The following is a 26,657-nucleotide window of genomic DNA, read 5'->3' on the forward strand; positions in this document are numbered from 1 at the left end:
TCAGTGCTCCTCAGCGCTATGGAGTTTGGCCACCTGCACCTGGGCGCCCGGTGGTACTTTCAGTTGCCCCTCGGTAATGATCACATCACCGGCGTTAAGGCCGCCGCTGACTACCACCTGATTACCAAGACGGCGCTCGACGGTAACTCGCACATAGTCAGCCTGGCCGCCGTGGGTCGGTTCGTCGCCACGTATCACCAGCACGTTATCCCCCAGTGCCGTGGTCTGGATGGCGGTGGCGGGCAGTACCAGCTGATCCGTTTCGGGCGGCAGCTGCAGGGCGGCGTTGACGAACATGCCGGGACGCAGGGCGCTGTCGCCGTTATCCAGCAGTGCACGCACGCGGATATTGCGGGTCGCGGGATCGACCCGGGGTTCGATGGTTGCCACGCGGGCACTGAAGATCCGTTTCGGCCAGGCGTCGGAGGTGATGTCTACGGAGCCAGTGGTCTGCAGCCAACGCAATTTCTGCTGCGGCAAACTGAAATCCACAAACAGCTGGCTGGTGTCGGTGAGCGTGACAATGGTGTCGCCGGGGTTGAGGTACTGGCCCAGGTCAATCTGCCGGATGCCCAGCTGACCGGCAAACGGCGCCCGGATCTGCTTCTGCTCAATACGTGCATCCATCTGCTGCACCGTCGCCAGTGCCTGGTCCCGCTGTGCAATACGCTGATCCAGCACCTCTTTTGCTTCAGCGCCGGTTGCCGCCAGCGAGCGGGAGCGTTGCAACTGTGCTTTGGCCAGGTCGGCCTGGGCCAGGGCGGCGGCGCGGTCGGCCCGCTCCGGGGCGTCAAACAGTTGCACCAGCAGACTGTTGGCGGCGACTTGCTGGCCAGCTTCAAAATCAACACTTACCACACGCCCGGCGGTCTCGGGGGCGAGGGCCACTTCGCGCACAGCGCGCAGGGAGCCTACTGCCCGCAGGGCGACGGGCACATCGGTGGGGGTCAGTTGCAGTGCAGAGACGGCGACTGCCGGCCATGGTGCAGGGGCGGCTCCGGCTTCGCGCCAGCTTTTCCAGCCAAAGAGGGCGGCGAAGATGGCGCTGGCAAATACCACCGCCAGGGCGAGAGCTCCCAATTTGCGGGAGCGTGAGCTGTGAAGTTCTGGCTTGTTGTGGGCAGCAGACTGCTCCGGCGCAGCAGTAAAAGTGGGCGCATTCATGGGGAAATCCTTGGCAATAAAGGCTTGACGATTTTTCAGGTGGTGCGATCATAAAACCTCAACCTTAATTGAGGTCAAGGTACATTTTATGGCTGGTAAAAAAGAGGCGGGGGTTGCGGCGCGGCAGATGTTGAGTGTTGGACAGATTGCAGAGCGCAGCGGAATTCCGGTGTCAGCGCTGCATTTCTACGAGTCCAAAGGGCTGATTTGCAGTGAGCGCAACGCGGGCAATCAACGGCGTTATCCGCGATATATCCTGCGGCAGCTGGCGATTATCCGGGTGGCACAGAGCCTGGGGTTGTCACTGGCAGAGATTCGGGAGCAGTTGGCGACCTTGCCGGAGAAGGGGCCGCCCACCGCCGAGGACTGGAGACGATTATCGTCACAGTGGAGTGAGGATCTGGAAACCCGAATTGCCAAGATGGTGGCGCTGCGGGACAAGCTGACAGAGTGTATCGGGTGCGGTTGTCTGACGGTGGAGGACTGTCCGCTGCGTAACCCGGATGACCAGGCCGCAGCAGGTGGGCCCGGTGCCCGTGCTTTTGACCCTCAGTAGAGCTCTTGTGCCGGGGAGGTGGCAGGCAGCCGGTGCTCAGGCACGGGTTGGGGCCGGTGCATCAGCAGGGTTGGTGGGCCTCACCAGGGCAATCATGCAGATGGCGAGACCCACGAGCGCGATAAAGGTAAAAAACGCCGGGATATAGGTGCCGTAACTGTCGTGTATCTGGCCGATAAAGCGCAGGGCCACCATGGCGAAGGGCTGGGTGAATAACACCATTAGCCCCATAACCGCACCGTAGCTGCGGGTGCCAAACAGCCAGGCGGTGAGGGTCGTCCACACCGGATAGACGCCACCCACGGCAACACCGAACGCCGCGACACAGGAGAGCAGTATCCAGTAGTCAGGTTGCAGGATATACACGGTCAGCAGCGAAATGCTGCAACAGGCGACACCGGCAAACAGGATTCGCAGGTCCACCTTGTCGGCCAGGTGGCCAACAATCAGCTTGCCGCCGATGGCGGAAATGGTCTTGATGGACACCAGTAGGGCCGTGGTCTGCAGGTCATAGCCAATGTCCTGGAAATAAGCCACCTGGGATACCAGTACTGCCTGGTCAATGCCGAAGAAGAGCCCAATGCCGATGGACACCAGCCAGAAGTTGCGGCTCTTCAGCAGGTCCAGGTGTCCCCAGGTGATGTTGTCGATGGCCCGGCCGGCCTGTGTGGTCGCGCTATCGGTTTCCGTGTTGACGGCAAACTCCGCGTCATAGCCTTTATCTGCCGGTGAAGGGCGGCTGCGAATCACAAAAAGATTCAGCAGCACAAAGATGGTGGTGATGGCGATGCCGAGGATGACCAGAGCTCCTCGCCAGCCAAAGTTGGTAATCAGCCACGCGGTAATGGGTTGGGACAGGAAGCCTCCCACCGAGGTACTCAGGGCGAGGATGCCCATAGCCTTGCCACGGTGTACCTGAAACCAGCGCACCACCACGGTATTGGCGCCGAGGGCACCACAGGCCGCCACGCCAAAGGCCAGTGGAATCGCCAGCAGCACCAGCATTTGCCAGAGCTGCTGGGCAGCGGCGATCAGCACCAGGGCCAGGCCGAAGCCAGTACCGCAGACGCCCATGATTATCCGCGCAGGGTAGCGATCCAGCAGCTTGCCCACCAGCGGCGAAGCCAGCGCGATACCCAGCATGAGGATGATCACGCCATTGTTAAAGCTGGCCCGGGAGAGCCCGAACTCTTCTGTTACCGGTACGGTAAACATACCGAAGATGTACATGGAAAAGCCGATGGCCAGCGCGGATGACAGGAAAGAGCCTGCCAGTACCCGCCAGCCGGAGTAGAAGAGTGGGGACTGCATGGGTTCAGTTATCGTCTCGGTTGTGATGGCGGGACTGTAATCAGCCGTGGGGACGCGGGTAAGGGCGGATTATTTACCGCCCAGTTGCTGCCAGCGCTCGGGAGTCATCCACACGTATTCCAGATAGTGTCCCAGGAAATCGCGGGCGTCGAGGTATACGTAGCGGAGCTGGTCGCCACCGCCTTCCAGTACCACCGGATAACCCATCTCATCCACCCGACTGCGGAAATCATCCCAGTCGTCCACGCGCATGCAGACGTGGTGAAACTTGAGGCTGTCGTCCTCCGGCAGCTCATCGGCGTACACCTGCACATGGCCGGAAACGGGCTCGATCAGCTCATATTGGAGGTTATTAACCCAGACAAAGGCCAGTTTGTTGCGCGCCTTGCCCTCGCCCTGGGTGGAGGTGACATCCACCTCTACCTCGAAACTGGTGACATTCTCCGCACCACAGCGGTCCCTGAACTGCTGCAGCGCCTTGTCGATATTACGGGTGATGTAGGCGTTCTGGTAATGATTGCCTTCCAGCATGTCCGGCTCCTCCGAGGAAATTGTTATCGGTAATAGGGTAGTTCCCAAGCGTGGACTCTTGCCCAGATCACAGGGCCGGTCAACGCAACTGGCCGGCCGCCGGTATCATGGCCGTGATTCGAAATCATCGCCACCACAAGCGCAGTAAAGAAGTGTGGGGTAAGGTTAATAAGCGCGAGGGCAGGGGGTAAAATGTGAACATTACTTGTATCGGACCGGGTGATCGGCCCCTGAGCCTCGCCGGGTGAGGTTGCACTTATATGCTCACCGCCAACAGCACCAAATCCCCTGCCCAGAGGGACGCTTTCTTTGCCCTGGAAAAGCCGCTGCATACGTTGCCGGAGATCAGCCAGGTGCGCTCTTCCAACCTTGCCCGTTTTCCGCAGTTAATAGAGCGCCTGGGAGGGGATTACCGTGCGCTGCTGGCGCGTTTTTCCATTAATGCCCGCCTGATTGAGGACGCCAACAGTTTCGTGGACTGTCTGTCGCTGGTGAAACTGTTCGAACACTGTGCGGTTGAGTTTGACGATCCGCTGTTTGGCCTGCACCTGGCGGAGCAGCAGACTGCAGACGTCTATGGCTGTGTGGTGGCGCTCTGTCGCGCCGCCGCGACCGTGCGCGATGCCATCGCCTGCCTGTCCGAATTTATTCCGGTGGTGCATTCGTCCGAGAGCTTGCTGGAGCTGGAGATTTCCACTGAGAGTGCTCCTGAAGTGGCTGAACTGCGCTGGGCCGACCGTTCCCGGTTTGCCAATAACACCCAAGCCAACTACCAGGGGCTGTTGTTGAACCTGAAAACGCTGCAGGCTGTCGCCGGCCCCGATTTCAGGCCCCTGCACGTGTCGGTGCCCAAGGGCATCGACGGGTCGCTGGTGGGGGAGTTTGAACGCATCGTGGGGTGTCCCCTGCAAGCGGGTGCAGACTACTCCTGCATCGCCTTTCCGGCATCGTTACTGGAGCAGCCGGTGGCAAGCGCCAATGAGCCGCTGTTTCAGCTGCTGTACGGCTACCTGTTCCGCCTCAAGCGTTTGCCAAAGCAGACTACCCTGGAGCGGGTGAATGTCTACGTGGCCTGGGCACTGGGGTCGGCAGACCTGTCCATTGATGCGTGCGCCAAGCACCTTGGCTTATCGGCCCGCTCCCTGCAGATGCGGCTGCAGGCTATTGGTAAAAGTTACTCCGACGTCCTTGAAAACCACCGCCAGCAGCAGGCCAGGTACCTGCTGCAGAACGATACCATGTCGATTGCGGAGTTGGCCGACCGCCTGGGGTACGCCGAGCGCACCAGTTTTGGCCGAGCCTTCAAGCGCTGGACAGGCCTGACGCCACAGCAATTTCGCCGCCGCAAAGCGGACTGAGAGGGCACTGAAGCCTGCCCGGGCGTCCATGTCAGACAGTGTATTTTGCGCCTAATGTATCTATATTTTCGCGAAATGACTAACTCTGGCCTCTGCGCCTCCCTAGAATAATCTGCCAATAATGACCCCTTTTACTATGCTGATCAGGGGATTTCACGGCGGGAGGGCCTACGTAATGACTGATAAAACCCTGGATTGTTCGGATCTGGATAACCACATGGGCGTGCCCATTCAACCAGCGCGCATGCGTGAGCCGTTTGCCAATATGGATATCCGCCGCTGGGCGCAGGCGATGCACTACCCCAATCGTCTCCATTACGACCTGGATTACGCCGAGGAGAGCCGCTTTGGCCGCATGGTAGCGCCACAGTCTTTCTGTGTGGCTATGGATGACGCCCACGGTACCGGACCTTCCTGTATCGGCGCTATCCCTAACTCTCACCTGGTCTTTGGTGGTGATGAGTGGTGGTTCCACGGTCCTCGGGTGTTTGCCGGCGACACGCTGCACAACCACCGCGTGCCGGTTGACTACACCGTCAAGGATACCAAGTTTGCCGGTCCTACCTGCTTTCAGCGGGGCGACAACTACTACTACAACCAGGCCGGTGACCTGATCGCTACCCAGCGCTCCACCGCCATCCGCTATCGTCCGGACCTGGCCCGTGAAATGGGCGGTAACCTGGAAGAGGATGATCGCTCCGAAGATCCGGTGTGGACCGATGCGCAGCTGGCTGAGCTGGAAGACAAGAAGTTCGAGTGGATCAAGATGCTCCACGACCTGGGTCACGGCAAGCGCTACTGGGACGACGTCAACGTGGGTGACAAACTGCCAACCCGCATCATCGGCCCGCACAGCATCGCCAGCTTTACCACCGAATGGCGTGCCTACCTGTTTACCATCTGGTGTGGTGTGAAGCGCCGTACCGACCTGGACATCGAAGCCCTGGGCTTTGTCGGCGACATGGCCGGTAAAGAGCAGGATCCGGTGCTGGAACTGGAAAACCCCGAGATGACTGACGGCGCCTACATCGGCCCGTCCCGTGGACACCTTTTCCCGCGTTACGCCCGCCAGATCGGCATGCCGCGCGGCTACGGCTACGGCGCCTCCATGGGTGCCTGGATTCTGGACTATTTCGGTGGCTGGGCTGGCGAGTGGGGTCAGGTTGTCCACTCCAACTGCGCCTACCGTGGCCCGTCGTTCACCGGTGACACCACCGTGATGGACGCCACTGTCATCGACAAGATGGTGGATGAAGAGGGTCGCCACCTGGTGCAGGTTGATTTCAAGATGGTCAACCAGCAGGGTGTCACCTCGGCTACTGCCAAGGCAGAAATTGAACTGCCGAAAAAATAACTCTAATACCCGGTAACACACGGCCCGGGTCCTGCGGGCCGTGTTGATGCCTCCGAGTCGATTGACAAGTGCCGGAGACGGTATGGGCTGGCTGCTGGATAAAGTCCTGTCACCGGAGCGGGTCAGCGCAGTCGTGCCCTGGCTGGTGGCGCAAGCCGGTGCTGTAGTTGTGGTGATGAGGCGCACGATATGGCCGTTGAACCACACCCCATAGCGTCTCTCCCCACTCACTTTGGCAGGGTTACTTATACCGGGCGCTGCTGCCGGTATGGCCTCACAATGAAACAGCCTGGCCGCGTCTCCTGTGCCATTCTTCAGGCGGGTAATTGCAGCACTGGCTGCCGGCAACCCGCATGCTTGAACAGAGTGGTGGCAGTTTTATCCGCGCCGCGCTGGCGCAGGAGTAGGGCGGGCCTCAAAACTACAACAAGCAATTGAAGGAGAGACAGGTGACTGAACGCAGATTCGATGGCCGTGTGGCGGTTATTACCGGTGCGGGCCGGGGCCTGGGCCGGGAGTACGCGCTGCTGTTGGCGTCCAAAGGCGCCAAGGTTGTGGTGAACGACCTGGGTGGCAGCATCAAGGGCGGTGAGATGGACGCAGGCCCGGCCGCCTCCGTTGTTGAGGAGATTCGTGCGGCGGGTGGTGACGCAGTCGCCAATACCGACAGCGTTGCGACGGAAGCGGGTGGCAAAGCCATTGTCCAGACCGCACTCGATAACTACGGGCGGATCGATATTCTGATTCACAACGCCGGTAATGTTCGCTACGGCTCCCTGGAAGAGTTGTCGCACGAAGATTTCCACGCGGTGCTGGATGTGCATCTGATTGGCGCTTTCAATGTGGTTCGGCCCGCCTTCCCGGTGATGGCCAAAGCGGGCTACGGTCGCGTGGTGCTGACTTCCTCCATTGGCGGTATTTACGGTACTCACAATGTCACCAACTATGGTGTCTCTAAAGCTGGCACCATTGGCCTGAACAACGTGATTGCTATTGAGGGCGCCGACAAGGGCATCAAGAGTAACGTCATTCTTCCGGGTGCGGTGACTCGCATGGCCGATGGTCTGGATACCTCGCAATACCCACCCATGGGCGCCGATCTGGTCGCGCCGGTAGTGGGGTGGCTGGCCCATGAATCCTGTTCGGTAACCGGTGAACTGTACGTTTCCATGGCCGGCCGCGTGGCTCGCGCCATGGTGGCCGAAACTGAAGGCGTTTATCGCCCCCACTGGACCGTTGACGACGTGGCGGACAGCATTGACCAGATTCGCAACACCGATAACCTCTGGCTCCTGCCACCGGTGCCTTCCGGTTACATGGATCACCTGCAGAAGAGTTTTCAGATCGCCCGCGAAGGGGAACAGGAAAAGCAGTAATTCAGGTGCTGGGCATCACCGCAAGATATAACGAACAGGTGCCTCAGTCATGACTATGAAGGAGCTTCAGCCATAACTATGAAGGAGCCTCAGCCATGAGCTCAGACTACACACTGGAGGAGCTGGGTGTCCTGCTGGATCGGGAAAATATCCGCAACTGCATCGCCCGTCTTGCCCGCGGCGAGGATCGCCGCTGTGATGCCCGTATCCGCGCCTGTTTCTGGCCGGAGGCCCAAACCGACTTCGGTATTTTTGCCGGCAATTTTGATGAGTACCTCAACTGGGTTGTGCCAGGCTCGCCTGCGGTGCTGCTGACGCAGCACATGCTGGCGCAATCGCTTGTCCGGGTTGAGGGCAACCTTGCAGATGCAGAAACTCACGTCACGTCGTATCACCGCGTGGACATGGGGGAAGAACAGCGCGATATGGTCATCGGCGGCCGCTACCTGGATCGGCTGGAGAAGCGCGGCAAGGTCTGGCGTATCATTGAACGCACCATGCTGTACGACTGGGCCCAGGACTGGGGCCCATCAGCAGACTGGTCGCAGGGTTTGATGGGACAGCCGTTCAGTGGTGATCATTTTGTGGGCCAAACGTTCGATGATTACAGTGAACAGTTCTTTTAAACCGTGATAGCCCAGAGCCGTGCTTGCAAAACAAAACCGGTAACGAGCAAATAAATAATAATCATGAGCAGATGAGAGTGGAGAAAAGCAGATGAGTGAGAACAACTCCCGACAACAAGCCTGGTTGGACCGGCTTGATATTACGGATTGCATTGCCCGTTTGGCCCGGGGTGAAGATCGCCGCGATGCCACGTTGATCAGCGGGAGCTTCAGCCCCGACGCGATTATCGATATGGGTGTTTTCAAGGGGCCTTTCTCTCAGTATCTGGAGTGGGTAGTGCCCGGGGACCCGGCGTTACCTGTGACTGCTCATACCCTCGGGCAGAGCGTCGTTGAACTTGATGGAGACACAGCTTGTGCGGAGACCTATGTCACCTCCTATCACCGCGTCGACACCGGTGAAGAACATCGGGATACAGCGATCGGGGGGCGTTACCTGGATCGTCTGGAAAAGCGTGATGGGGAATGGCGCATTGTAGAGCGGACCCTGCTGTACGATTGGTTTATGGACTATGGTGTTGCCGTGGACTGGTCTCAGGGTGTCATGGGGCTGCCATTTAACGGCGACCACTATACGGGAAGAAGTCAGCCGGGCGCGGACTTCAGTGACAAATTCTTTGGTAAGTAATTCAGTATAAGGAGGTCCCAATGGGTTCGCTGTCGGGAAAAGTAGCAGTTGTCACCGGTGCCAGTCGCGGCATTGGCAAGGGTATTGCGCTGGCATTGGGCGAGGCGGGTGCCACGGTCTACGTGACTGGTCGCACGGTCAGCGGTGGCGAGCATCCGCTGCCGGGTACCGTGGGTGAAACCGCCGCCGAAGTGACGGCCCGTGGCGGCAAGGGTATCGCCGTGCAAGTGGATCACAACAACGACGCGCAGGTGGCAGCGCTGTTCGATCAGGTCAAGCGTGAGCAGGGACGGCTGGATGTGCTGGTCAATAACGCCTTTGCCCTGCCGGACGATCTGACCGAGCCCAAGGGCTTCTGGGAGAAGCCGCTCAGCAACTGGGAGATGGTGGACGTCGGTGTGCGCTCCAACTTCGTCGCTGCCTGGTACGCCGCGCAAATCATGGTGCCGCAAAAGAGCGGCCTGATTGTTGCCATCTCCGGTTACACCGGCGTGGCCTATACCTACGGTGTGGTGTTTGGTACCAGCAAGTCGGCAGTGGATCGTATGTCTCGCGATATGGCGGTTGAATTGAAGCCCCATCAGATCGCATCCGTGTCCCTGTGGCAGGGGCTGACAATGACCGAGCGTGCCGAACGTAACCTGGCCAACATTCCCGGTCTGAAAGAGGGCGCGGCCACGCAGCTGAAAGACGGTTGTTCGCCGGAGTTTCCCGGACGGGTGATTGTGGCCATGGCCAGCGACCCTGAAGTGATGCGCCACAGTGGCGGCACCTTTATCACTGCAGAAATGGCGGCCGAGTACGGTGTTAAGGATGTGGATGGCAGGGAGATTCCCTCCCTGCGTGAGACCCGTGGCGCACCTATCTGGTCACCCATCGGCTAAGAGCCCCGGAAACGACCATGCAGCGGCAGGCAGAACACAGCTTGCGCGGGCAAGTGGCTATTGTCACCGGTGCCAGCCGGGGGCTGGGGCGTCAGTTTGCGCTCTCCCTGGCCCACGGTGGAGCCAATCTGGTGATCACCGCCCGTGCGCAGAGCGATGGTCAGGTGCCGGGCTTTCTCAGCGATACGGCGCGTGAACTCCGTGAGCTGGGTGTCGATGTTGCGGAAGTACCGGCGGATCTCGCCCGCGAGGAAGATTTGCAGCGAGTGGTCACTGCCGCCGTTGAGCGCTTTGGTGGCGTCGATATACTGGTGAACAACGCGGCTGTGACCCACCTTGGCAGTTGGTCCAATCCCGTGACCGAGATTCCACGGGAGGACTGGCTGTACCAGTTCGCCGTCAATATCCACGCACCGTTTTTTCTGACGCAGCTGGTGCTTCCCCATATGGAGCGTCGCGGCGGCGGTCGCATCATCAATATCACGGCGGGCAGTTCCGACGCCTACCGACTGCCACAGGAAACACCCTTTCGCGAAGCCATCGGTGACTTTCGCATGGCGGCGCCGGCCTATTTCGCCACCAAGCGAGCGCTGGATCGTCTCGGCAATGTCATAGCACCGGAACTGGAGCGGAAGAACATCGCCGTTATTACCCTGATGCCGGGCATGGTGGCATCGGAAATTACGCAGCGCAATGTGGAGAACGCCGGCCTCGACGGCTCGGCGTTGAAGCCCATGACGTTGCCGGCACGGCTGCTGACGTACTTTGCCAGTTGCGAAAACCCACTGGAATATAGTGGACAGATTTTCTGGGCCGAGCGGGATTTGCAGGCCCTGGGCATCGACGTGCCCTGAACACAGCACTTACCAGCGGAGATCACTATGACAATAAACAACGCCTCACCCGCAGACAGCAGCAGTCGCCTGCAGGAGTTACTGGATCGCCAGGATATCTACGACTGCCTGGTGCGTTTCAGTCGCGGCATGGATCGCTTCGATCGGGAGCTGTTCCTGTCTGCGTTTCACGCTGATGCCATTATCTCGGCCGGCGAATATGTAGCCAGTGCCGCCGATATTTACGATTGGGCCAGCGAGCTGCATGACCAGGGGCAGGTAGCTACCCAGCACCTGCTGCTCAATCACAGCTGTGACATAAATGGCGACACCGCCCACAGTGAAATCTACTACCAGTTTGTCGGCCGCAACCGCGACGATACCAACTGGGTTGCGGGGGGCCGCTATATCGATCGCCTGGAGCGCCGTAACGGCGAGTGGAAGATCGCCTATCGCACCAATGCCATCGAGTGGTCGGGCATGTTGCCGACCCTGCCGATTCCCTTTGCCGAGGTAGAGGATTTGCACCTCAATGGACTCGCGTCACGCAGTAAGGAAGATCCTTCCTACTGGCGTCCGCTGGCCAATAAACGTCCACTCAAATCGCCACGCGAGGGATAACGTTTTATCAGCCGTCGCGCCACCGGTGTATAGCGTCGAAGCCGCTATTCTCCGTTAGCTGTGAAGTCAGTTTTATCAGTAGCGTAGCGCTGAACCGTGGCTGGCGCGGTGCAGCGGGGAGCACGTTGCAGTCCCGGTTCGAGATTGCGGGTCCGCACGGTGGCTGCAGGAAGAGGGCCGCAGCGTCACCGTGTTGGTTGAGGCCGGGCGTTCTATACTGTCAGTGGTTATTCGGCTGAAACCTGTAAACTTGCCGCTGACGCATCACTGGTTACCAGTGCCTTACGAGGGGTGATTAAGACTGTATACAGTTGGTCTGGTGGCCCCCGCTGTTGTTCCGCCATATCCGTCTACCGACCGCGACCAGCGGGCAGAACCGCGTCGGATTACGGATCATTTCCCTGCGTTGTTGCCGGGTTTTTATCCTTCGCCATGTTTAATTGCTCAATGAATCTGACAATCTCAACACGGGCGATGCCCGCTTCCGGAAAGTTGCCTTCAAAAATTGGAAAAGCGTGGGGCAATTCAGTCCAGAGCTTGAGCTCTGCCTGCACACCGGACTCGCAGGCCCGTTCGAATGACAGCAAGCTGTCATCTCTCAGGATTTCGTCATTACTGGCAACAAACAGAAGGGGCGGAAAACCTGAGTAATCACCGAACAGTGGTGAGATCTCGGGGTGTGAGGCGTCCTGAGCGTTTACATACCAGAGCAGCATATTGTTAAACGTTGATGAAGGGATCAATACTTCCCGTTTGGTGTTGAGCCAGCGCGATGGTAAGCGATGAGCCCCACCGAAGTCCGTGCATGGAGAGATCGGAACGGCACATTGTGGCATGGGCAGATTATGTCGCTTCAGTCGGTGCAACAGGCTCAATACCAGTGTGCCACCAGCAGACTCGCCCATACAGATAATGTTTTCTGACCGGTAACCCGCGTTGAGCAGTCCCTGGTAAGCACTCTCACAGTCATCCAGGGCGGCAGGAAACGGGTGGTTGGGGAGTAGTCGGTAATCAGGCATAAAGCCGCTGGCACCGAGATCCATACAAAGGCGGGCGAGCAACGGGAGCTGGAGTCTTGCTGACGCCGGAAAAAGAAAAGCTCCACCGTGGAGGTAGAGAATGACACGCTGGTTTTCGCTGTTGTTGCCGATCCACGACCCGGGGACGTTTCCTATTACCTGGCAGCGTTGAGGCAAGCCGCAGTATTCACTTTGCACTCCGGAGGCCCCCTTCAGTTGCAGGTCGGCAAAGCGATGGGGCGACATTTTTCCAATCAGCGATTGCAAACGTTTGAAAAACGTTCGCAGCAGAATAATTCTTAGTTTACTGCGGAAACTGAGTGTGGTGGTGACAGTGGTGTAGCTCATCTGAGCAGCAACTCCTGCAATTTGCTACTTGGCGGATTGCCAGACCGATGCCACAAAATTCCTGCACTCGGCCATGAGCGCGAGATCTTCGGGCGCTCCTGATCCCACAAAGCCGCCATGAGGGGCAGCCTCAACAACGTGCAGCTCTGCCGGAATGCCGGCGCTCCGGAGTTTTCGGTGCATCCGGACGGTGTCGGACAGGAGCAGATCCCGGGTGCCGCTGGCCAGCAGCGTGCGCGGCCACTGTGTTCCCGGAGCGCCAAACAGAGGGGAAGCATAGGGGGCGGTCAGTTGCTCTTGCTGAGCGTAGGATTTCAGGATCTCGCTCACGCCGACCAGATTGACATCCAGATAGTGGTTGGTCTGATAACTGTCACCAGCCAAGGTGAGATCGAGGCAGGGTGTAAGAAGGAGCAGACCGGCCGGCATATGCAGCTTGTGGTCCTGTGCGTACAGCAACAGGGCGGCGGCCAGGTTGCCGCCGGCAGAAGAGCCGCCAATGATTAATCTGGCGGCTTCAGTGCGCGCCAGCACGATGCGGTAGGCATCAACACAGTCGTTAAACCCGGCCGGGAAAGGGTTGTCAGGGAGTAAACGGTAGTCGACCGCAAACACGGTGGCGCCGTATTCCATGGCTCTGAGCTTGGCTATCAGTAAACACATCTCACCCCCGCCGGTGATAAAGCCGCCACCATGGATATCAAAATAGGCATTGCCGTGGGTGGCTGTGTCCGGGGTTACCTGGTACAGCATGGCCCCACTGGGCAATGCGATCTCCTCCACTTGCCCGCTAAAGCCGCTGGCAGCCGCCCGCAGCATGACCAACGCGTCTGCACAATGTTGCTGAATGCGATGGGTGGCGCTGATCAGGTCTTCTGTCCCGCCTCCCAGCTTATTGATGCGCTCTGCCGCGCTGCCGAGAAACGCCTGTGCCTGGGGGCTGATAGAGGTGGGTGCTTCAATTGAGTGGGGGGGGACGTTGAGTGCCGTAAGGCGTGTTGCTGTGGTCATTATTGTTCTTCTCACTGGCTGGTGGCATCAGTGTGGCTTGAGGTATGTCCCGCCAGGGAGCCGGGCGGAGATGTCTCTCAGCGGATGCGCTTCGGTTAAATGCTCTCATGGTGATAGCCAACTATCACCATGAGAGCATTTAACCCCGGGCAGAGTCAATAGCAGGTCTGGAGAGCTCATAGCCGGCCAGTGTGGAGGCAGAAACGGTGGGGGCAGAAACGGGGAGGCAAGCGGTGCTCGCGGAGGCGTCAGGCCGGGCGGGTGCTATCGCTGTCAATAACCGGGGACAGGCCTTTCGTGGCAAACATCTCCAGCCAGCTGTCGATGTAGCTGCGAATCTGATCGTGCCCGCAGGTGACACCAATAGCGGCTTCCGCGGAGATGGTTTGGGAAAGGATTTGCAAAATAGAGGCGGTAACCATGGGAGCAACGCTGGGCTGAATGCCCCTGGCGTCCAGGTGGCGGGTAAGGATCTCTGTCTGCAGCGTACGGAACTCTTCGATAGCTTGCGTGAGCTCCGAGCGAACCGCGTCGTAGCGGAAGGCCAGGGCAATCAGATCGAAGTTTTTGGCGGAGATGTCGATGCCCCGCTGCGTGATGATCCGTAAGGGGTCGTCGCTTTCAAGAGCGGCCCTGTACAGCTCCCGGAAGTTGCTGCGGTCCCTTTGCAGAATGGCAACAATCAGCTCTTCCATCGAGCCGAAATAGTAGTTGACGATGTGTCGGCTCAAGCCAATCTTGTCAGCGACCTTGCGGGCTGTCAGAGCCGCACTGCCTTCCTGCTTTAAAATCTGGTCGGCGGCATCAATGAGTTGTGAACGGGTTTCGGAGCTTTTCGCTCCAAGGCGTCGGGAAGACAAGTTAGTTCCTCAGGGGTCTTGAATAAGATGCCGGGCTGACCCTGCGGGTTGCTGCCCGAATGGATGATAACCACTTCCGGTGGGTTTGACTCGTTCTAACATCCCGGATGTCAATGCACAATGGTGCCGCGTTACGGCGTACTCTCCGCCATTAGGGGCGCGCCGGGCGTGCTGCAGGCGCTCAGTGCAATCGTCGAGGGTGGGCGCGACGGCGATGAGGCTGTGCAGGTGAGTGATGCCAGGCCGGGTTACGCCCGTCACGCCGGTGCGGGACCAGCGTGGCAACTTGCCTGGCGTGATTCGTAAGTGCTAATTACTGTATTAGCATTTCGCGGTTGTTGTGTTGTGGCGATGCAATGTTCCGTGGCAGCCAGGGTGGTTACTGCGGCGGCAGGCCGGCAAGGGCGGCCTCGACCATCTGCAGGGCCTCCGGATAGCCTTCATCGACGCCCAGTGCTTCGTCCTGAGCCTTGGCCCGGGTGAGGGCGGTGATGATGGTCACTATGCCGGCAGCGGGGTAGATGTTGGTGTCGACGCCCCGGTTTTTCAGATGCTGTTCCACGGCTTCAATTTGCAGGGTGCGGAAGTGTCGTGCAGCGGCTACTGCCTCGCTGCGAATCGCTTCTCTGTGGTTTGCCAGAGCCAGCAGCTCGGTGGTTGAGATACCTCCGGTATGGTCCCGGTGCATCTCCCACAGGGCTTTTAAAGGGTCTTTCGCATTCAGGGCCTGGATAAACAGCTTCAGTCGTTTGGCGGAGCTCTTGCGCACCACCTCCAGAATCAGCTCATCCATGGTCTCAAAGTAGTAGTACACCAAGGGCATTTTGAGACCAGCCTCCTTGGCGACATTGCGCGCCGTTACCGCGGAGTACCCCTCCTTCTGCAGCAGGCGTTCGGTGGCGTCAATCAGGGCGAGCCGGTTTTCGGCGCTTTCCTTACCCAGTCGTCGTTGAGGTTTGGCTTTGGTCATGAGGCTGGCTTGCAGTAACAGGTGGCCCGGCATCATAGCCCGAATGTCACCGGGCCGGCAAAAGTGACAGGAGGTGGATTGTCCGGGGTGCAGCAAAATGCTAACATGGTGTTCAGCATTTTTGGGCAGGCTCTGGTGTCGATGGGCAGCAGGCCGCCAGCCACCATGATGAGATCAGAGAGGTCGGGGTATGAGTGCGGCGCAAGAGTTGCGAGTGAAGTACAGAGACATCAAGCCTGAAATCGGGGCGGAAATTCTTGAAGACAAGGCGACGTTGCTGAGCGGGGTGTATGCCAGCGAGTTGCGGGATTTGCTGGAGCAGAAGGGCGTGCTGGTATTGCCGCAGATCCACTTTACCGATGAGGAGCAGGTGGCGTTCACCAAAACCCTGGGCCAGCTGGCCCAGGAAAACCGTGGCGCCGATGTCTACAAGGTGACACTGGATAAAAGCCAGACCTCCACGGCGGACTACCTGAAAGGCTCGTTTTACTGGCATTTTGATGGTGCCATGAACCCGACCCCCATTCGCGCTTCCATACTCAGCAGCAAGGTGATTTCCCTGGAAGGGGGCAATACCGAGTTTGCCAATACCTACGCCGCCTACGAAGGCTTGCCGGTAGAGCGCAAGCAACAAATCGCCGACTTGCGTGCGGTGTATGCGGCCACCGCCACGCAGATGTGCCACACCCCGGAACCCAGCTATGAAGAGTTTATGCGCTGGCGAGCCCTGGGGCGTGTCGAACTGCCGCTGGTCTGGAAGCACGAATCCGGTCGCAAGTCCCTCGTTATTGGCAACTACGCGGTCAATGTTCTCGGGATGGACCCTCTGGATGGTATCGAGCTGCTGGTGTACCTGCGCGACTGGGCTACCCAGGAGCGTTATCACTACAGCCACAAGTGGAGCGTGGGTGACACCGTGATCTGGGATAACACCGGCACCTTGCACCGTGCCATGCCCTATCCCCTGGACTGCGGCCGCATGCTCCACCGCACCAAGTTGCAGGGCGAAGAGCCGCTGCGCTGAAGGCGCGGCCCGGACGAGGGCCAGCCGGATGACACCGTCAACCGATAACATCAGACGAGGGCTTATGTCGCAGCCAGCGGGCCGTTCCCACTCACTCTCCACCGTTACCCTGGCCGAGGGCCTGGAGCTGCAGCGGGTGACACCTGCCAGCCGCCTTTACGGCGCCAACGGACTGCGCACAGGGCCCGATGGTCGGTTGTATGTGGCACAGGTATCCGGCAGCCAGATCAGTGCCATCGATGTGACCAGTGGCGCCGTGACCACGGTCAGTCCCATGGGGGGCGCTATTGTTGCGCCGGATGACCTGGCGTTCGATGAGCAGGGCAACCTGTTTGCCACGGAAATCAGCGAAGGGCGGGTCAGCATGCGCAGCCCCCGTGGGGATACCCGTGTCGTTTACGGGGATCTGCCTTGTGCCAACCCGATTACCATCCATCAGGGGCGACTGTTTGCTGGGGAGTGCCGCCATGAAGGGCGGATCATGGAACTCAGCCTGGGGGGCGGTGCGCCGCGCACGCTGGTAGAGAATGTACCCATGCCCAACGCCATGGAGGTGGGCCCGGACGGCAAGCTCTACTTCCCGGTGATGGAAGCCAATGAAATATGGCGCATCGGTCTCGATGGCGGGGCGCCGGAGGTGGTGGCCCGCAACCTGGGGGTTCCGGATTCGGTAAAATTCGACGCCGGCGGCTTTATCGTGTCGACCCAGGCGGCTACCGGACAGGTGCTGCGGATCAATCCCGCGACTGGCGAGCAGCAGGTGCTGGCGCAGTTGGCACCGGGGCTCGACAACCTCTCGTTTGTGGATGGACGCCTCTTTGTCTCCAGCTTCTCAGGTGAAATCACCGAGGTTTTGGCGGGCGGGCAAACCCGTTCACTGCTGCCCGCCGGCATGAACGGACCAATGGGGCTGACCTGCGATGAGCTGGGTCGGCTGGTGATTGCCGACGGCCCCTATTGTTACTCCCTGCAACCGGGCGGCGAGCCACAGGTGCTGGGGATGCTGTTTACGCCCGGTAGCCCGGGCTACAGCCGCGGTGTGGCGGCGGCCGGTGCCGGTGAGTTCATCGTCACCACCGGACTTGGTCAGGTGGCCCGCTGGAATCCCGTTGACCAGACCAGTGAATTTCTGGCCCAGGGCCTGGACCGCCTGTATGGCGTGGCCGTTGATGGCCGCGACGCGGTGGTGGTGGCAGAAGCCGGCCGCGGCCGGTTGCTGGGTATTGCTGGCGGCAGCGTCACTGAACTGGCGACCGGGCTCAATCAACCCAAAGGCGTGGCGATCACCGTTGAGGGTGATTACCTGGTGGCCGAGGAGGGCGCCGGTCGCGTGGTAAAAGCGGTGCGCGGCGGTGTCGATATCGTTTTGGACGGGCTGCAGAGGCCACAGGGGATAGCGGTGGCCGGTGATCTGCTCTACGTGGTGGATGCCGGCAGTCGCTCCCTGATTGAGTTTAACCGGGTCAGCGGTGCTTGCCGGACACTGGCGGCCGGTCTCCCTGTCGGCGCGCCGGAGGGCATTACACCGAAGCCCATTAATCCATTTCCGCCCTTGTCGGGGGCCATGGGGCCCTTTGCTGACCTGGCCGTCGCTTCGGACGGCACCCTCTTTATCGGTGCCGATGCGGAAGGCAGTGTGCTGTGCCTTGGTTCTGTGTCTTAGTTCAGTGTCTTAGCCCAGTGCATTAGCTCCGTCCCGCAGGCGCCAGCTGATGGCAGGTTCTGCTGCCACGCACGCGGCGGCGCAGTGCTCACACAGGCGATTTCTATTCTCCAGTTGTTACGGAAACCTTTATTTATGTCAGAGCTCAGATTCGATAATCGTGTCGCGGTCATCACCGGTGCCGGCCGTGGTCTTGGGCGCACCTACGCGCTGTTGCTGGCGTCGAAGGGCGCACGGGTGGTGGTCAATGATCCGGGCGGCAGCCTTGATGGCGACGGTGTGGATGCCAGTCCGGCGCAAGCGGTGGTGGAGGAGATCCGGGCCGCCGGCGGCGAGGCCATTGCGAGCCTGGAGTCGGTGGCAACGCCGGCAGGAGGGCGGGCGATTATTGACGCAGCCCTGCAGCATTATGGGGGTATTGATATCCTGATCCACAACGCCGGCAACGTGCGTCCCGGGCCCTTGAAAAGCATGTCTTGTGACGATTTTGAAACGGTGCTGGATGTTCACCTGCGCGGCGCTTTTCATGTAGTGCGCCCGGCGTTTCCCCTCATGTGTGAGGCCGGTTACGGGCGCATTGTGCTGACGTCTTCCATCGGTGGTCTGTATGGCAATCACGATGTCCTCAATTACGCGGTAGCCAAATCCGGGATGATTGGTCTTAACAATGTGGCCGCCATCGAGGGTGAGCCCGAGGGAGTTAAGTGCAACATCATCGTCCCCGGCGCCGTCACACGCATGGCGGAAGGGATCGATATTTCGGCCTATCCGCCCATGGGCCCGGAACTGGTGGCGCCGGTGGTGGGGTGGCTGGCCCACGAGCGTTGCTCCATCAACGGTGAGATGCTGGTCTCTATTGCCGGCCGCGTTGCCAAAGCCTATGTGGCCGAAAGTGAAGGCGTGTATCGCGGTGACTGGGATATCAATCAGGTGGATGAGCAGATGGCCTCCATCAGGAACAGTGAAAAGCCGGTTGTCTTCCCGGTGGTGCCCGACGGGCACAAGGAGCATATTCTTTACAGTTTTGAAATGGCCAACCGCGCGCGCAATGCGTAGTCTCTGTCCATTACCCCTGGATGGTACCGCAGTCGCGCGTGTCTAAACGCGGCCTGCATTGATCTTAAATTGGAGTGCAAAACAATAATTGCTACGGAGTGAAGCCGATGTACAGCCCGAAAGACCTTGATCCCCTGTTTCAGCCGTTACAGCTGAACGGGTTAACCCTGCCCAACCGTTTGGCCATGGCTCCCATGACCCGCGGTTTTTGCCCCGGCAATGTGCCGACCGATCAGGTGGCGGCCTACTACCGGCGTCGCGCCGAAGGGGGCACCGCGCTGCTGATCAGTGAAGGGGTGGGTATCGACCATCCTGCAGCCGTCGGCATCGGTGCCGGGTCGGCGGAACACGTCCCCGTCATGTACGGTGATGAGGCCATCGCGGGCTGGAAAAAAGTGGTCGATGAGGTGCATCAGGGGGGCGGATTTATTTTTCCCCAGCTCTGGCATCAGGGCGGTTTTCGTTTGCCGGGCACCGGCCCTGTGCCCTCGGCCGAAACCATCAGCCCGTCCGGCAGCTGGGGCCCCACCGACCGGCGTACCAATGCCCATGCCGAGTACATGGAAGCCTATGCCAAGCCCCACAAGGCCATGACGGAGGAGGACGTCAGTGATGTGGTGTCCGCATTCGCGCGCAGCGCCGTTATCGCCCAGGAGATTGGTTTTGACGGCATCGCCATTCACGGTGCCAGTGGTTACCTGATTGACAGCTTCCTGTGGCCGGAGACCAACAGGCGCACGGATCGCTACGGCGGCGATATGACAGGCCGCAGCCGCTTTGCCGCTGAAATTGTGCAGGCGATTCGCAACGCGGTGGGGCCTGACATGCCTATCCTGTTCCGCTTTGGTCAGTGGAAACAGCAGGACTTCGATGCCCGGATCGCGGAAACCCCGGATGAGTTGGGAGTCATGCTGACCGCCCTGGCCGATGCGGGTGTTGATATGTTTGATGCCAGCACGCTCTATTTCAATAAGCCCGCGTTTGAAGGTTCGCCCTTGCCTCTGGCGGCCTGGACCAAACAGCTGAGCGGCAAGCCGTCCATGGCGGTGGGCGGCATAGGCCTGTCTGAAAGCCTGTTTAATTCACTGAGTATCGGCGGCGCTACGGTAGAAAAGAACTACTTTGAAGCGGCCGAGCGGATGGCCCGGGGGGAGTTTGACTCTCTGGCACTGGGGCGGGCATTGATTTCCGATCCTGACTGGGCCAACAAGGTGAGGGCGGGTGAGGAGCCCGCTGTTTTTCGCCGCGAAGACCTCGCTCAACTGATTTAACCGTCAATAACTCTGCAGGCTGCGTTAGCTGCAACCGGCCGCCCGAGGCCTGGGGTGACTCCGGGCGGTGGGGTGCACGTCCCTTTACCATTGGATTCGCGAATTGACACACCTTTTTCGTAAAATGATTACCTCTGCGGTTTGGCCCTTGCTGACAATTATTCTTTTGATTGTGATCGAAAGGCTGCAGCTGCGTCAGTACTAACATTCCATGACCGACCTCGCCGGCCGCCTGTTGCGGCCGGTGCGAGAAGACGCAACACACGACAATAAAAATAACAGGAGAACCCATGACGAAATCCATCCCTTTTATCGCCCGCAAGCCTCTGACCTGGCGTCCGCTGACCAGGCTGCCGGCGGCATTGCCGCTCAGTCTGTTAATAACTGGTATTTGCGGCATCCCCCAGGCTTCTGCTCAGCAGAGCGGTTTCCTGGAAGAGGTCACCGTGACCGCCCAGCGCCGCGCCGAGCGTTCAGCCGATGTGCCAATCAGCATCACCACCCTGGGGGCGGACCTGCTGGGCAAGGGGGATGTGCAGCAGCTCAGTGACATCATGAAGCTGACACCCGGGCTGCGCTTTGACAATCAGGGGTCCCTGGCGCAACCAACGATACGTGGCGTGGGTACCGCGGTGGCGGTCTCCGGTGGCGGCTCCAACGTGGGCATCTACACCGACGGCTTCCTGTCGCCCAATCCGTTTTTTGTCGATTCCGAACTGCTTAATGTGGAGAGCGTGCAGGTGCTGAAAGGGCCCCAGGGCACACTGTTCGGGCGCAACTCTACCGGCGGTGCCATTCTGGTGACCACCAGCGAGCCCAGCAGTGAGGTTCGGGCAGAGACCGAATTCTCCTATGGCAGCTACGACACAAAAAGTGCCAAAGCTTACGCCACTGGCGGACCCAGTGAGTCGCTGGCTTTCGACGTGGCCGCGCAGATTCGCCAAAGCGACAACTTTGTTGACAACATTACTACCGGTCGTGATGACGCGGCCGCCTACGATAACTGGATGTTGCGACTGGGCATGCGCTGGGATATTACGGACCGCACCTCCGCAATCCTGCGCTACACCCACACCGATAACGATGACCGCACGGCGGTGACGCCAAATGGTTTCGAAGAGGGGGGACGGGTATACAGCTCTTCCCTGTTGTGGGGCGCGTCGGTCGCCACTGAACCGGATGAAGTGTCGGTTGATTTCCAGCCGGAGTTTTTCGCTGAAAGCGATGTGTATCAGTTGACACTCAAACATCAACTGGACGGCGCGACCCTGACCTCCTACACCCAATACCGGCGCGAACGTACCAAGAATGAGATGGACTTCGATTTCTCCTCGGCCACGTTTTTCCATTACAAGTACGATGTAAACAGCGATATTTTCACCCAGGAGTTTCTGCTGGCGTCTGATTCTGACAGCGCCCTGCAATGGACGACGGGTCTGTTCCTGTTTATGGACGACAACGAGTTCGTCAACAATCAGGGTGATCAGGGGACCGGCTTTATTATCAATGGCGGCTCCGGTACTGACTCGCGGTCCATTGCCGCCTTCGGGGACGCCACCTATGAGCTGACAGACAATCTGTTCCTGACCGGTGGCCTGCGGGTCAGCTACGATACAACCCAGGATGCCTATTTGACCGTAGCGGCGGACGGCATGGGTGGGATCACGCAGCAGGACGTGGACGATATCAGTGATACCAACGTCTCCCCGCGTGTCGTGTTGCGCTATACCCCCACGGATAGCTCCAGCGTCTATGCTTCCTATACCAAGGGCTTTAAGTCCGGGCTTCTCAATGTCGGTGGTACCAGTACCCAGGGTATCGAAGTTGATCCTGAAGAAATTAATGCCTACGAGTTGGGATACAAGTACGCGTCTGCTGACCTGACCTTTGATATTGCCGCGTTTTATTATGACTACCAGGACCTGCAGGTGGCCACCTACGATGGCCCCCGCAGCCTGATCGAGAATGCTGCGGATTCCAGCGTGTACGGCCTGGATGCCCAGCTGCGGGTGGCGTTGACGGATGCCCTGAGCATCAATGTTGGCGGCGCTTACGTGAAAGCGGAATACGATAAATTTGACCGCTCCCAGGCCTGGGAGCAATGCCTCTCGTTTACCGGCTGCAACGGTGCGCCCTATGGCATATTCGTGCCGGGATACATTGAGGCCGACGGTTATCAGATGCAGCGCTCTCCGGAGTTCACCGCTAATCTGGGAGTACTCTATTCCACCATGCTGGGTGGTGGCGCGTTGGATCTGTCCACCACGCTCTACTACACCTCCGACTTTTATTTTGACTCGTCGGAGCAGTTTGGGCAGGACGCCTATGAGCTGCTGAGTGCCCGGGTGCAGTGGACGGCACCTTCAGAACGTTATTCCGTCGCGCTGTTTGGTGACAACCTGACGGACAGTGAGTACCGCTCGCAGGTATTGCCGCAGCAGTTGGGCGCCATGTCCATGTGGGGAGCCCCACTGACCGTAGGTGTCTCGCTGAATGTAAAATTTGAGTAACGCGTATCGGTGGTCTTGCCAGGCTTGTTATGACGGGCCAGGCAGGGCACCTGGACGCCCGAATGTTTAAACCAGTTTTAAGGATGTAGAAAGCCTATGTCAGCACTATCAGAATGTATCGGTATTGCGTTGGAAGATGAGCCCGGCCTTGGCGCCCTGACTCTGTCGGGTTTTATCACTGAAGTCTGTCAGAAGTACCCGGACAGAGAGGCTCTCTACTGGCGCAATCTGGAAGGTGAAGACCAGCGCTGGAGCTACGCGGAGCTCTATGCCGAATGCGAGAAGGTGGCAAGGTCACTGCTCTCCATGGGTATTGGCAAGGGCAGCCGTGTGGGCGTGCTGATTACCAACCGTCCGGAATGGATTTTTGCCACCTTCGGCGCGGCACTGGCGGGTGCCGTCACCGTGGCGCTGAACACCTTTTCCACCCGCAGCGAGCTGCAGCATCAGCTGATGTTGGCGGACGTCGAGGTTCTGGTTCTGGAGCAGAGCGTGGCCTCTCACAGTTTTGTCGAGGATATGCTGGAGTTGTGTCCCGGTTTGGCCGCTGCGCCCATGGGGCTCTATCGCCACCCGCAGCTGCCCTTTTTACGCCGCGTGGTGTGTGTGGACGAGGCCGGGGTGCAGCCGGGTATCCAGAGCTGGGGTGATTTCCTGGCGGAGGGCGCTGACATCCCTGCCGAGCTGGTTACGGCCACCGCCGCCAGCTGCAGCGCGACCGACGACGGGCTGATCTTTTTCTCTTCCGGCTCCACCGCCCAGCCGAAGGCCATCCAGCAAAGTCATCGCGCGGCTACCTTGCAGTGCTGGCGCGCCGGTCGCTGGTATTTGCTTGAGGAAAATGTACGCACCTGGAGTGCGAACGGTTTCTTCTGGTCTGGCAATTTCGCCATGGCGCTGGGCAGTACCCTGTCCGTGGGTGGCTGTCTGGTGCTGCAGCGTTTTTTCCAGCCGGATGAAAGCCTCGACCTGATACAGCGGGAAAAAGTGTCCATGGCGTTTGCCTGGCCACATCAGTATGCGCGCCTGAAGGAGTGCCCGGGCTGGGCCAATGCCGATCTGTCGGCGCTGATTTACGTCGACAAAAACGGGATTCTGGGCAGTCACCCGAGCGTTAATACGGAGTGGCTGGAACCTAATGGTTACGGCATGACCGAGACCTTTACCTTTATTGCCGGTGGCAATAGTTCGGAAATCACCGATGGCAGTCACGGCCCGGTGTTGGCGGGTAACACGGTGAGAATTGTGGACCCGGACAGCGGCGAGATTCTGCCCTTGGGGGAGACCGGTGAAATTATTATCAAGGGACCCACACTCACCCGCGGTTACCTGAAAACCCCACCGGAACAAACGTTTGACGGCAACGGCTTTATTCACACCGCGGATGCCGGTTATCTCTCCGCCGAAGGCACCCTGTTCTGGAAAGGCCGGCTGGGGGACATTATCAAAACCGGTGGCGCCAACGTGTCGCCCACTGAAATCGATGCGGTGCTGATGCAGCACCCGGATTTGCAAAGCTCGTTTACCGTTGGTATTCCCGATGAGTTGCTGGGTGAGATCGTTGTTTCCTGCGTCATCCTGAGACAGGGGCGCAGTGCGGACGAGGAGAGTGTCCGCCGTTTCGGCCGTGAAACGCTGGCGGCGTATAAGGTGCCCAGAAGAGTCCTTTTCTTCACCGAGGAAGAGTTGCCGATGACCGGTTCGAACAAGATCCGGCGATCGGAGTTGAAAGCGCTGGTGATCGGCCGATTGTCCGACGCTTGACGGGTGGCCAATGCCATTCATGGTGAACGGAGGCAATACCAATAATAAGTACAGGAGGATGCCACATGACAGATGCTGACCTTCAGTTGGCCGCTGAGTCTTTGAAACTGCAGCAACTGATCCACGACTACTGTTTTGAGCTGGATCTCACCGGAGGGCTGGATGCCCACCGGTTTTTTACCGAAGACGGCCGGCTGGAAGTGGGAAAAATGTCGATCGACGGCCATGAACAAATGAAAACGTTCTACAAAAATTTTGTGGATCAGGTGAAGGAGACAGAACCCAGTGGGCAGCGCACCACCCGCCACGTGGTGGCCAACCTGCGCATCAGTTTTCAGGGGGCTGACGCTGCCCAGCTCGATTTCATCGCCATGAACTACTCCTCCGGTGGTAGTGCTCCGATATTCGGAACCATTGCCCCGACCATCATCTCCGACGCCTGCTGCAAATGTCGCCGGGGCGCTGATGGCCAATGGCTGATCCACGAGTTCACCGGGGCGCCCATCTTTATGGGTGATGATCCTCTGCAGCAAAAGACCTTAACCGAATAATTTGACGAAGCTTGCGGGTGCCGTTGCTGCGGCACCTGCTGTCCACGTGAGAGAGGAATCCCGAATGAGTGCAACAAATCTTAAGGGTAAGGTGGCTGTGGTCACTGGTGCCACCCGCGGTATTGGCAAAGGTATTGCGCAGGTGCTGGCCGAGCAGGGCGCCACAGTCTATGTCACCGGGCGCACAGTCACCAGTGATCCTGCGGCGTCCTTGCCGGGCACCGTGGCTGATACCGTAGCGCTGTGCAATGAGCGCGGAGCGGGCAGCGGCGGCAGCGCGGTGGGAGTGGCACTCGACTTAATGGATCAGAGCTCCATCGCCGCCTTGTTTGCGCGCGTTGCTGAAGAGCAGGGCCGGTTGGATCTGCTGGTCAACAATGCCATGGCAATCCCGGATTCCATGACCTGGAAGACCGGCTTTTGGGAAAAACCCCTGGATGATGAGTTGGGTATTCTCGATACGGGCCTTCGGGCTGCCTATATTGCTGCCTGGCATGCTGCCCGCATCATGGTGCCACAGGGCTCCGGCCTGATCGTCAACCTCTCTGGCTATGTGGGTGTGACCTACACCTACGATGTTCTGTTCGGTACGACCAAGAGCGGTGTCGATCGCATGGCCCGCGATATGGCGATTGAGCTGAAACCGCACAATGTGGCTTCGCTCTCTTTGTGGCAGGGTTTTACCTTTACCGAGCGTGCCATCAACAACCTGAGAGATGTGCCTGGTATGGCCGAGCAGTTAAAGAGTGCGGCGGGCAGTAGCCCGGAATTCCCGGGGCGGGTGATTGCAGCCCTGGCGGCAGAGGAGGGCATTATGGCCCGCAGCGGAGGCACCTTTATCAATGCCGAGCTGGCTGCAGAGTTTGGTGTTACCGATATCGATGGCCATGAAGTGCCTTCCCTGCGACAGGAGCGCGGCTCGCCGATCTGGGAGCCGGTTTGATCAGCCAGCTGACGGGCTGCCTTCAGCGGGCCGTCAGTTGTTTCATCAGTGGAGTCAGTTTTTCCATCACGATCAGGGCGTTGAAGTGCTCTGCCACATGGGCAATGCGACCGTCACGCATGTGAAACACAAACACGTAGGTGTTGCTGTAGGGCTCGCCGGTGAGCAAGGTCGCGTTTGATACCACTTCCGCGACTACCCGGTCCTCTTCTTCCGTCAACGCGCGGATATCAAACTCCAGATGCTCGGGACACATGCGCCGCAACATGGCGGCCATGGCCTGGTAGCGTTTGCCGTCCGTATCGCCACCGAGGGTGGTCCACGCAGTCATGTCTTCCGTCAAAAGTTCATCGGGCAGGCCGCCGGCAATGACGGCATCGAAATAGGCTCGTGCCAATTCTTTATTGGTTTTATGGGTTGCCATG

At 59.2% G+C, this 26,657-nt stretch carries 26 protein-coding genes; 18 read left to right on the forward strand and 8 right to left on the reverse strand.

Annotated elements, in window-relative coordinates; genetic code table 11:
- Positions 1–1,164, reverse strand: coding sequence for an efflux RND transporter periplasmic adaptor subunit (locus tag GSF27_RS00895; protein ID WP_160964782.1), 1,164 nt, complete (start codon positions 1,162–1,164; stop codon positions 1–3).
- Between the two features lie 88 nt (positions 1,165–1,252).
- On the opposite strand from GSF27_RS00895, the gene soxR reads away from it, so the two are divergent.
- Positions 1,253–1,720 (forward strand): redox-sensitive transcriptional activator SoxR, encoded by a 468-nt coding sequence (gene soxR, locus GSF27_RS00900; protein ID WP_160964784.1) that lies wholly within the window; start codon positions 1,253–1,255, stop codon positions 1,718–1,720.
- Between the two features lie 36 nt (positions 1,721–1,756).
- On the opposite strand, the gene GSF27_RS00905 is transcribed toward soxR, so the two are convergent.
- Both GSF27_RS00905 and GSF27_RS00910 read right to left on the reverse strand, forming a co-directional pair.
- Positions 1,757–3,031 (reverse strand): MFS transporter, encoded by a 1,275-nt coding sequence (locus GSF27_RS00905; protein ID WP_160964786.1) that lies wholly within the window; start codon positions 3,029–3,031, stop codon positions 1,757–1,759.
- A 69-nt stretch (positions 3,032–3,100) separates the two neighbouring features.
- Entirely contained in the window at positions 3,101–3,562 is a 462-nt protein-coding gene (locus GSF27_RS00910; RefSeq protein ID WP_160964788.1) for a VOC family protein, read from the reverse strand.
- Between the two features lie 260 nt (positions 3,563–3,822).
- Between GSF27_RS00910 and GSF27_RS00915 the strand changes: the two genes are divergently transcribed.
- From GSF27_RS00915 to GSF27_RS00950, 8 genes are all read left to right on the forward strand, one after another.
- Positions 3,823–4,920 (forward strand): AraC family transcriptional regulator, encoded by a 1,098-nt coding sequence (locus GSF27_RS00915; protein WP_160964790.1) that lies wholly within the window; start codon positions 3,823–3,825, stop codon positions 4,918–4,920.
- Positions 4,921–5,095: 175 nt separating this feature from the next.
- Entirely contained in the window at positions 5,096–6,274 is a 1,179-nt protein-coding gene (locus GSF27_RS00920; protein ID WP_160964792.1) for a MaoC family dehydratase N-terminal domain-containing protein, read from the forward strand.
- A gap of 449 nt (positions 6,275–6,723) precedes the next feature.
- Complete coding sequence (locus tag GSF27_RS00925) at positions 6,724–7,650, forward strand: SDR family NAD(P)-dependent oxidoreductase (protein ID WP_160964794.1); 927 nt, start codon at positions 6,724–6,726, stop codon at positions 7,648–7,650.
- Positions 7,651–7,745: 95 nt separating this feature from the next.
- Complete coding sequence (locus GSF27_RS00930) at positions 7,746–8,276, forward strand: nuclear transport factor 2 family protein (protein WP_160964796.1); 531 nt, start codon at positions 7,746–7,748, stop codon at positions 8,274–8,276.
- A 91-nt stretch (positions 8,277–8,367) separates the two neighbouring features.
- A complete protein-coding gene (locus GSF27_RS00935; RefSeq protein ID WP_160964798.1) occupies positions 8,368–8,904 on the forward strand; it encodes a nuclear transport factor 2 family protein in 537 nt (178 codons plus the stop codon).
- Between the two features lie 20 nt (positions 8,905–8,924).
- The gene (locus GSF27_RS00940) at positions 8,925–9,788 is read left to right on the forward strand and encodes an SDR family NAD(P)-dependent oxidoreductase (RefSeq protein ID WP_160964800.1); all 864 of its coding nucleotides are present in this window, start codon (positions 8,925–8,927) and stop codon (positions 9,786–9,788) included.
- Positions 9,789–9,805: 17 nt separating this feature from the next.
- Positions 9,806–10,642 carry an SDR family NAD(P)-dependent oxidoreductase gene (locus tag GSF27_RS00945; protein WP_160964802.1) on the forward strand — a complete coding sequence of 279 codons (837 nt, stop codon included), beginning with the start codon at positions 9,806–9,808 and terminating at the stop codon, positions 10,640–10,642.
- 27 nt (positions 10,643–10,669) lie between these two features.
- Positions 10,670–11,242, forward strand: a complete 573-nt coding sequence (locus tag GSF27_RS00950; protein ID WP_160964804.1) for a nuclear transport factor 2 family protein — start codon at positions 10,670–10,672, stop codon at positions 11,240–11,242.
- Positions 11,243–11,628: 386 nt separating this feature from the next.
- Here the strand turns inward: GSF27_RS00950 and GSF27_RS00955 are convergent, their stop codons facing one another.
- The 3 genes from GSF27_RS00955 to GSF27_RS00965 all read right to left on the reverse strand — a co-directional run bounded on the left by GSF27_RS00955 (position 11,629) and on the right by GSF27_RS00965 (position 14,480).
- The gene (locus GSF27_RS00955) at positions 11,629–12,609 is read right to left on the reverse strand and encodes an alpha/beta hydrolase (RefSeq protein ID WP_160964806.1); all 981 of its coding nucleotides are present in this window, start codon (positions 12,607–12,609) and stop codon (positions 11,629–11,631) included.
- A gap of 24 nt (positions 12,610–12,633) precedes the next feature.
- A complete protein-coding gene (locus GSF27_RS00960; RefSeq protein WP_160964808.1) occupies positions 12,634–13,620 on the reverse strand; it encodes an alpha/beta hydrolase fold domain-containing protein in 987 nt (328 codons plus the stop codon).
- A 248-nt stretch (positions 13,621–13,868) separates the two neighbouring features.
- Positions 13,869–14,480 (reverse strand): TetR/AcrR family transcriptional regulator, encoded by a 612-nt coding sequence (locus tag GSF27_RS00965; RefSeq protein ID WP_160964810.1) that lies wholly within the window; start codon positions 14,478–14,480, stop codon positions 13,869–13,871.
- A gap of 120 nt (positions 14,481–14,600) precedes the next feature.
- Here GSF27_RS00965 and GSF27_RS00970 point away from each other — a divergent pair, with 120 nt between their 5' ends.
- Positions 14,601–14,786: a hypothetical protein gene (locus GSF27_RS00970; RefSeq protein WP_160964812.1), complete on the forward strand. Its 186-nt coding sequence runs from the start codon at positions 14,601–14,603 to the stop codon at positions 14,784–14,786.
- Between the two features lie 73 nt (positions 14,787–14,859).
- Here GSF27_RS00970 and GSF27_RS00975 read toward each other — a convergent pair whose 3' ends face one another.
- Positions 14,860–15,486 (reverse strand): TetR/AcrR family transcriptional regulator, encoded by a 627-nt coding sequence (locus GSF27_RS00975; protein WP_160964814.1) that lies wholly within the window; start codon positions 15,484–15,486, stop codon positions 14,860–14,862.
- 154 nt (positions 15,487–15,640) lie between these two features.
- Here GSF27_RS00975 and GSF27_RS00980 point away from each other — a divergent pair, with 154 nt between their 5' ends.
- The 8 genes from GSF27_RS00980 (at position 15,641) to GSF27_RS01015 (ending at position 26,232) form a co-directional block, all read left to right on the forward strand.
- Positions 15,641–16,474, forward strand: coding sequence for a TauD/TfdA family dioxygenase (locus GSF27_RS00980; RefSeq protein WP_160964816.1), 834 nt, complete (start codon positions 15,641–15,643; stop codon positions 16,472–16,474).
- Positions 16,475–16,538: 64 nt separating this feature from the next.
- Positions 16,539–18,137 carry an SMP-30/gluconolactonase/LRE family protein gene (locus tag GSF27_RS00985; protein ID WP_160964818.1) on the forward strand — a complete coding sequence of 533 codons (1,599 nt, stop codon included), beginning with the start codon at positions 16,539–16,541 and terminating at the stop codon, positions 18,135–18,137.
- Positions 18,138–18,272: 135 nt separating this feature from the next.
- Positions 18,273–19,193 (forward strand): SDR family NAD(P)-dependent oxidoreductase, encoded by a 921-nt coding sequence (locus tag GSF27_RS00990; RefSeq protein ID WP_160964820.1) that lies wholly within the window; start codon positions 18,273–18,275, stop codon positions 19,191–19,193.
- A 107-nt stretch (positions 19,194–19,300) separates the two neighbouring features.
- Positions 19,301–20,464: an NADH:flavin oxidoreductase gene (locus GSF27_RS00995; RefSeq protein ID WP_160964822.1), complete on the forward strand. Its 1,164-nt coding sequence runs from the start codon at positions 19,301–19,303 to the stop codon at positions 20,462–20,464.
- Between the two features lie 290 nt (positions 20,465–20,754).
- On the forward strand, positions 20,755–22,974 hold the full coding sequence (locus GSF27_RS01000) for a TonB-dependent receptor (protein ID WP_160964824.1): 2,220 nt from the start codon (positions 20,755–20,757) through the stop codon (positions 22,972–22,974).
- A 96-nt stretch (positions 22,975–23,070) separates the two neighbouring features.
- Positions 23,071–24,738, forward strand: a complete 1,668-nt coding sequence (locus tag GSF27_RS01005; protein ID WP_160964826.1) for a class I adenylate-forming enzyme family protein — start codon at positions 23,071–23,073, stop codon at positions 24,736–24,738.
- 65 nt (positions 24,739–24,803) lie between these two features.
- The gene (locus tag GSF27_RS01010; RefSeq protein ID WP_160964828.1) at positions 24,804–25,289 is read left to right on the forward strand and encodes a nuclear transport factor 2 family protein; all 486 of its coding nucleotides are present in this window, start codon (positions 24,804–24,806) and stop codon (positions 25,287–25,289) included.
- Positions 25,290–25,353: 64 nt separating this feature from the next.
- Positions 25,354–26,232, forward strand: coding sequence for an SDR family NAD(P)-dependent oxidoreductase (locus GSF27_RS01015; RefSeq protein WP_160964830.1), 879 nt, complete (start codon positions 25,354–25,356; stop codon positions 26,230–26,232).
- 22 nt (positions 26,233–26,254) lie between these two features.
- Here GSF27_RS01015 and GSF27_RS01020 read toward each other — a convergent pair whose 3' ends face one another.
- Complete coding sequence (locus GSF27_RS01020) at positions 26,255–26,656, reverse strand: nuclear transport factor 2 family protein (protein ID WP_160964832.1); 402 nt, start codon at positions 26,654–26,656, stop codon at positions 26,255–26,257.
- Between the last annotated feature and the right edge of the window lies 1 nt (position 26,657).

The sequence above is a fragment of the Pseudomaricurvus sp. HS19 genome, from assembly GCF_009857815.1.
In the GTDB taxonomy this organism is placed as follows: Bacteria; Pseudomonadota; Gammaproteobacteria; order Pseudomonadales; family Cellvibrionaceae; genus Pseudomaricurvus.

What these genes read in the sequence shown, in the direction of transcription:
- GSF27_RS00895 (WP_160964782.1), bottom strand. Translation starts at nt 1,164, where the DNA reads ATGAATGCGCCCACTTTTACTGCTGCGCCGGAGCAGTCTGCTGCCCAC.
- soxR (WP_160964784.1), top strand. Translation starts at nt 1,253, where the DNA reads ATGGCTGGTAAAAAAGAGGCGGGGGTTGCGGCGCGGCAGATGTTGAGT.
- GSF27_RS00905 (WP_160964786.1), bottom strand. Translation starts at nt 3,031, where the DNA reads ATGCAGTCCCCACTCTTCTACTCCGGCTGGCGGGTACTGGCAGGCTCT.
- GSF27_RS00910 (WP_160964788.1), bottom strand. Translation starts at nt 3,562, where the DNA reads ATGCTGGAAGGCAATCATTACCAGAACGCCTACATCACCCGTAATATC.
- GSF27_RS00915 (WP_160964790.1), top strand. Translation starts at nt 3,823, where the DNA reads ATGCTCACCGCCAACAGCACCAAATCCCCTGCCCAGAGGGACGCTTTC.
- GSF27_RS00920 (WP_160964792.1), top strand. Translation starts at nt 5,096, where the DNA reads ATGACTGATAAAACCCTGGATTGTTCGGATCTGGATAACCACATGGGC.
- GSF27_RS00930 (WP_160964796.1), top strand. Translation starts at nt 7,746, where the DNA reads ATGAGCTCAGACTACACACTGGAGGAGCTGGGTGTCCTGCTGGATCGG.
- GSF27_RS00935 (WP_160964798.1), top strand. Translation starts at nt 8,368, where the DNA reads ATGAGTGAGAACAACTCCCGACAACAAGCCTGGTTGGACCGGCTTGAT.
- GSF27_RS00940 (WP_160964800.1), top strand. Translation starts at nt 8,925, where the DNA reads ATGGGTTCGCTGTCGGGAAAAGTAGCAGTTGTCACCGGTGCCAGTCGC.
- GSF27_RS00945 (WP_160964802.1), top strand. Translation starts at nt 9,806, where the DNA reads ATGCAGCGGCAGGCAGAACACAGCTTGCGCGGGCAAGTGGCTATTGTC.
- GSF27_RS00950 (WP_160964804.1), top strand. Translation starts at nt 10,670, where the DNA reads ATGACAATAAACAACGCCTCACCCGCAGACAGCAGCAGTCGCCTGCAG.
- GSF27_RS00955 (WP_160964806.1), bottom strand. Translation starts at nt 12,609, where the DNA reads ATGAGCTACACCACTGTCACCACCACACTCAGTTTCCGCAGTAAACTA.
- GSF27_RS00960 (WP_160964808.1), bottom strand. Translation starts at nt 13,620, where the DNA reads ATGACCACAGCAACACGCCTTACGGCACTCAACGTCCCCCCCCACTCA.
- GSF27_RS00970 (WP_160964812.1), top strand. Translation starts at nt 14,601, where the DNA reads ATGGTGCCGCGTTACGGCGTACTCTCCGCCATTAGGGGCGCGCCGGGC.
- GSF27_RS00975 (WP_160964814.1), bottom strand. Translation starts at nt 15,486, where the DNA reads ATGATGCCGGGCCACCTGTTACTGCAAGCCAGCCTCATGACCAAAGCC.
- GSF27_RS00980 (WP_160964816.1), top strand. Translation starts at nt 15,641, where the DNA reads ATGAGTGCGGCGCAAGAGTTGCGAGTGAAGTACAGAGACATCAAGCCT.
- GSF27_RS00985 (WP_160964818.1), top strand. Translation starts at nt 16,539, where the DNA reads ATGTCGCAGCCAGCGGGCCGTTCCCACTCACTCTCCACCGTTACCCTG.
- GSF27_RS00990 (WP_160964820.1), top strand. Translation starts at nt 18,273, where the DNA reads ATGTCAGAGCTCAGATTCGATAATCGTGTCGCGGTCATCACCGGTGCC.
- GSF27_RS00995 (WP_160964822.1), top strand. Translation starts at nt 19,301, where the DNA reads ATGTACAGCCCGAAAGACCTTGATCCCCTGTTTCAGCCGTTACAGCTG.
- GSF27_RS01000 (WP_160964824.1), top strand. Translation starts at nt 20,755, where the DNA reads ATGACGAAATCCATCCCTTTTATCGCCCGCAAGCCTCTGACCTGGCGT.
- GSF27_RS01005 (WP_160964826.1), top strand. Translation starts at nt 23,071, where the DNA reads ATGTCAGCACTATCAGAATGTATCGGTATTGCGTTGGAAGATGAGCCC.
- GSF27_RS01010 (WP_160964828.1), top strand. Translation starts at nt 24,804, where the DNA reads ATGACAGATGCTGACCTTCAGTTGGCCGCTGAGTCTTTGAAACTGCAG.
- GSF27_RS01015 (WP_160964830.1), top strand. Translation starts at nt 25,354, where the DNA reads ATGAGTGCAACAAATCTTAAGGGTAAGGTGGCTGTGGTCACTGGTGCC.
- GSF27_RS01020 (WP_160964832.1), bottom strand. Translation starts at nt 26,656, where the DNA reads ATGGCAACCCATAAAACCAATAAAGAATTGGCACGAGCCTATTTCGAT.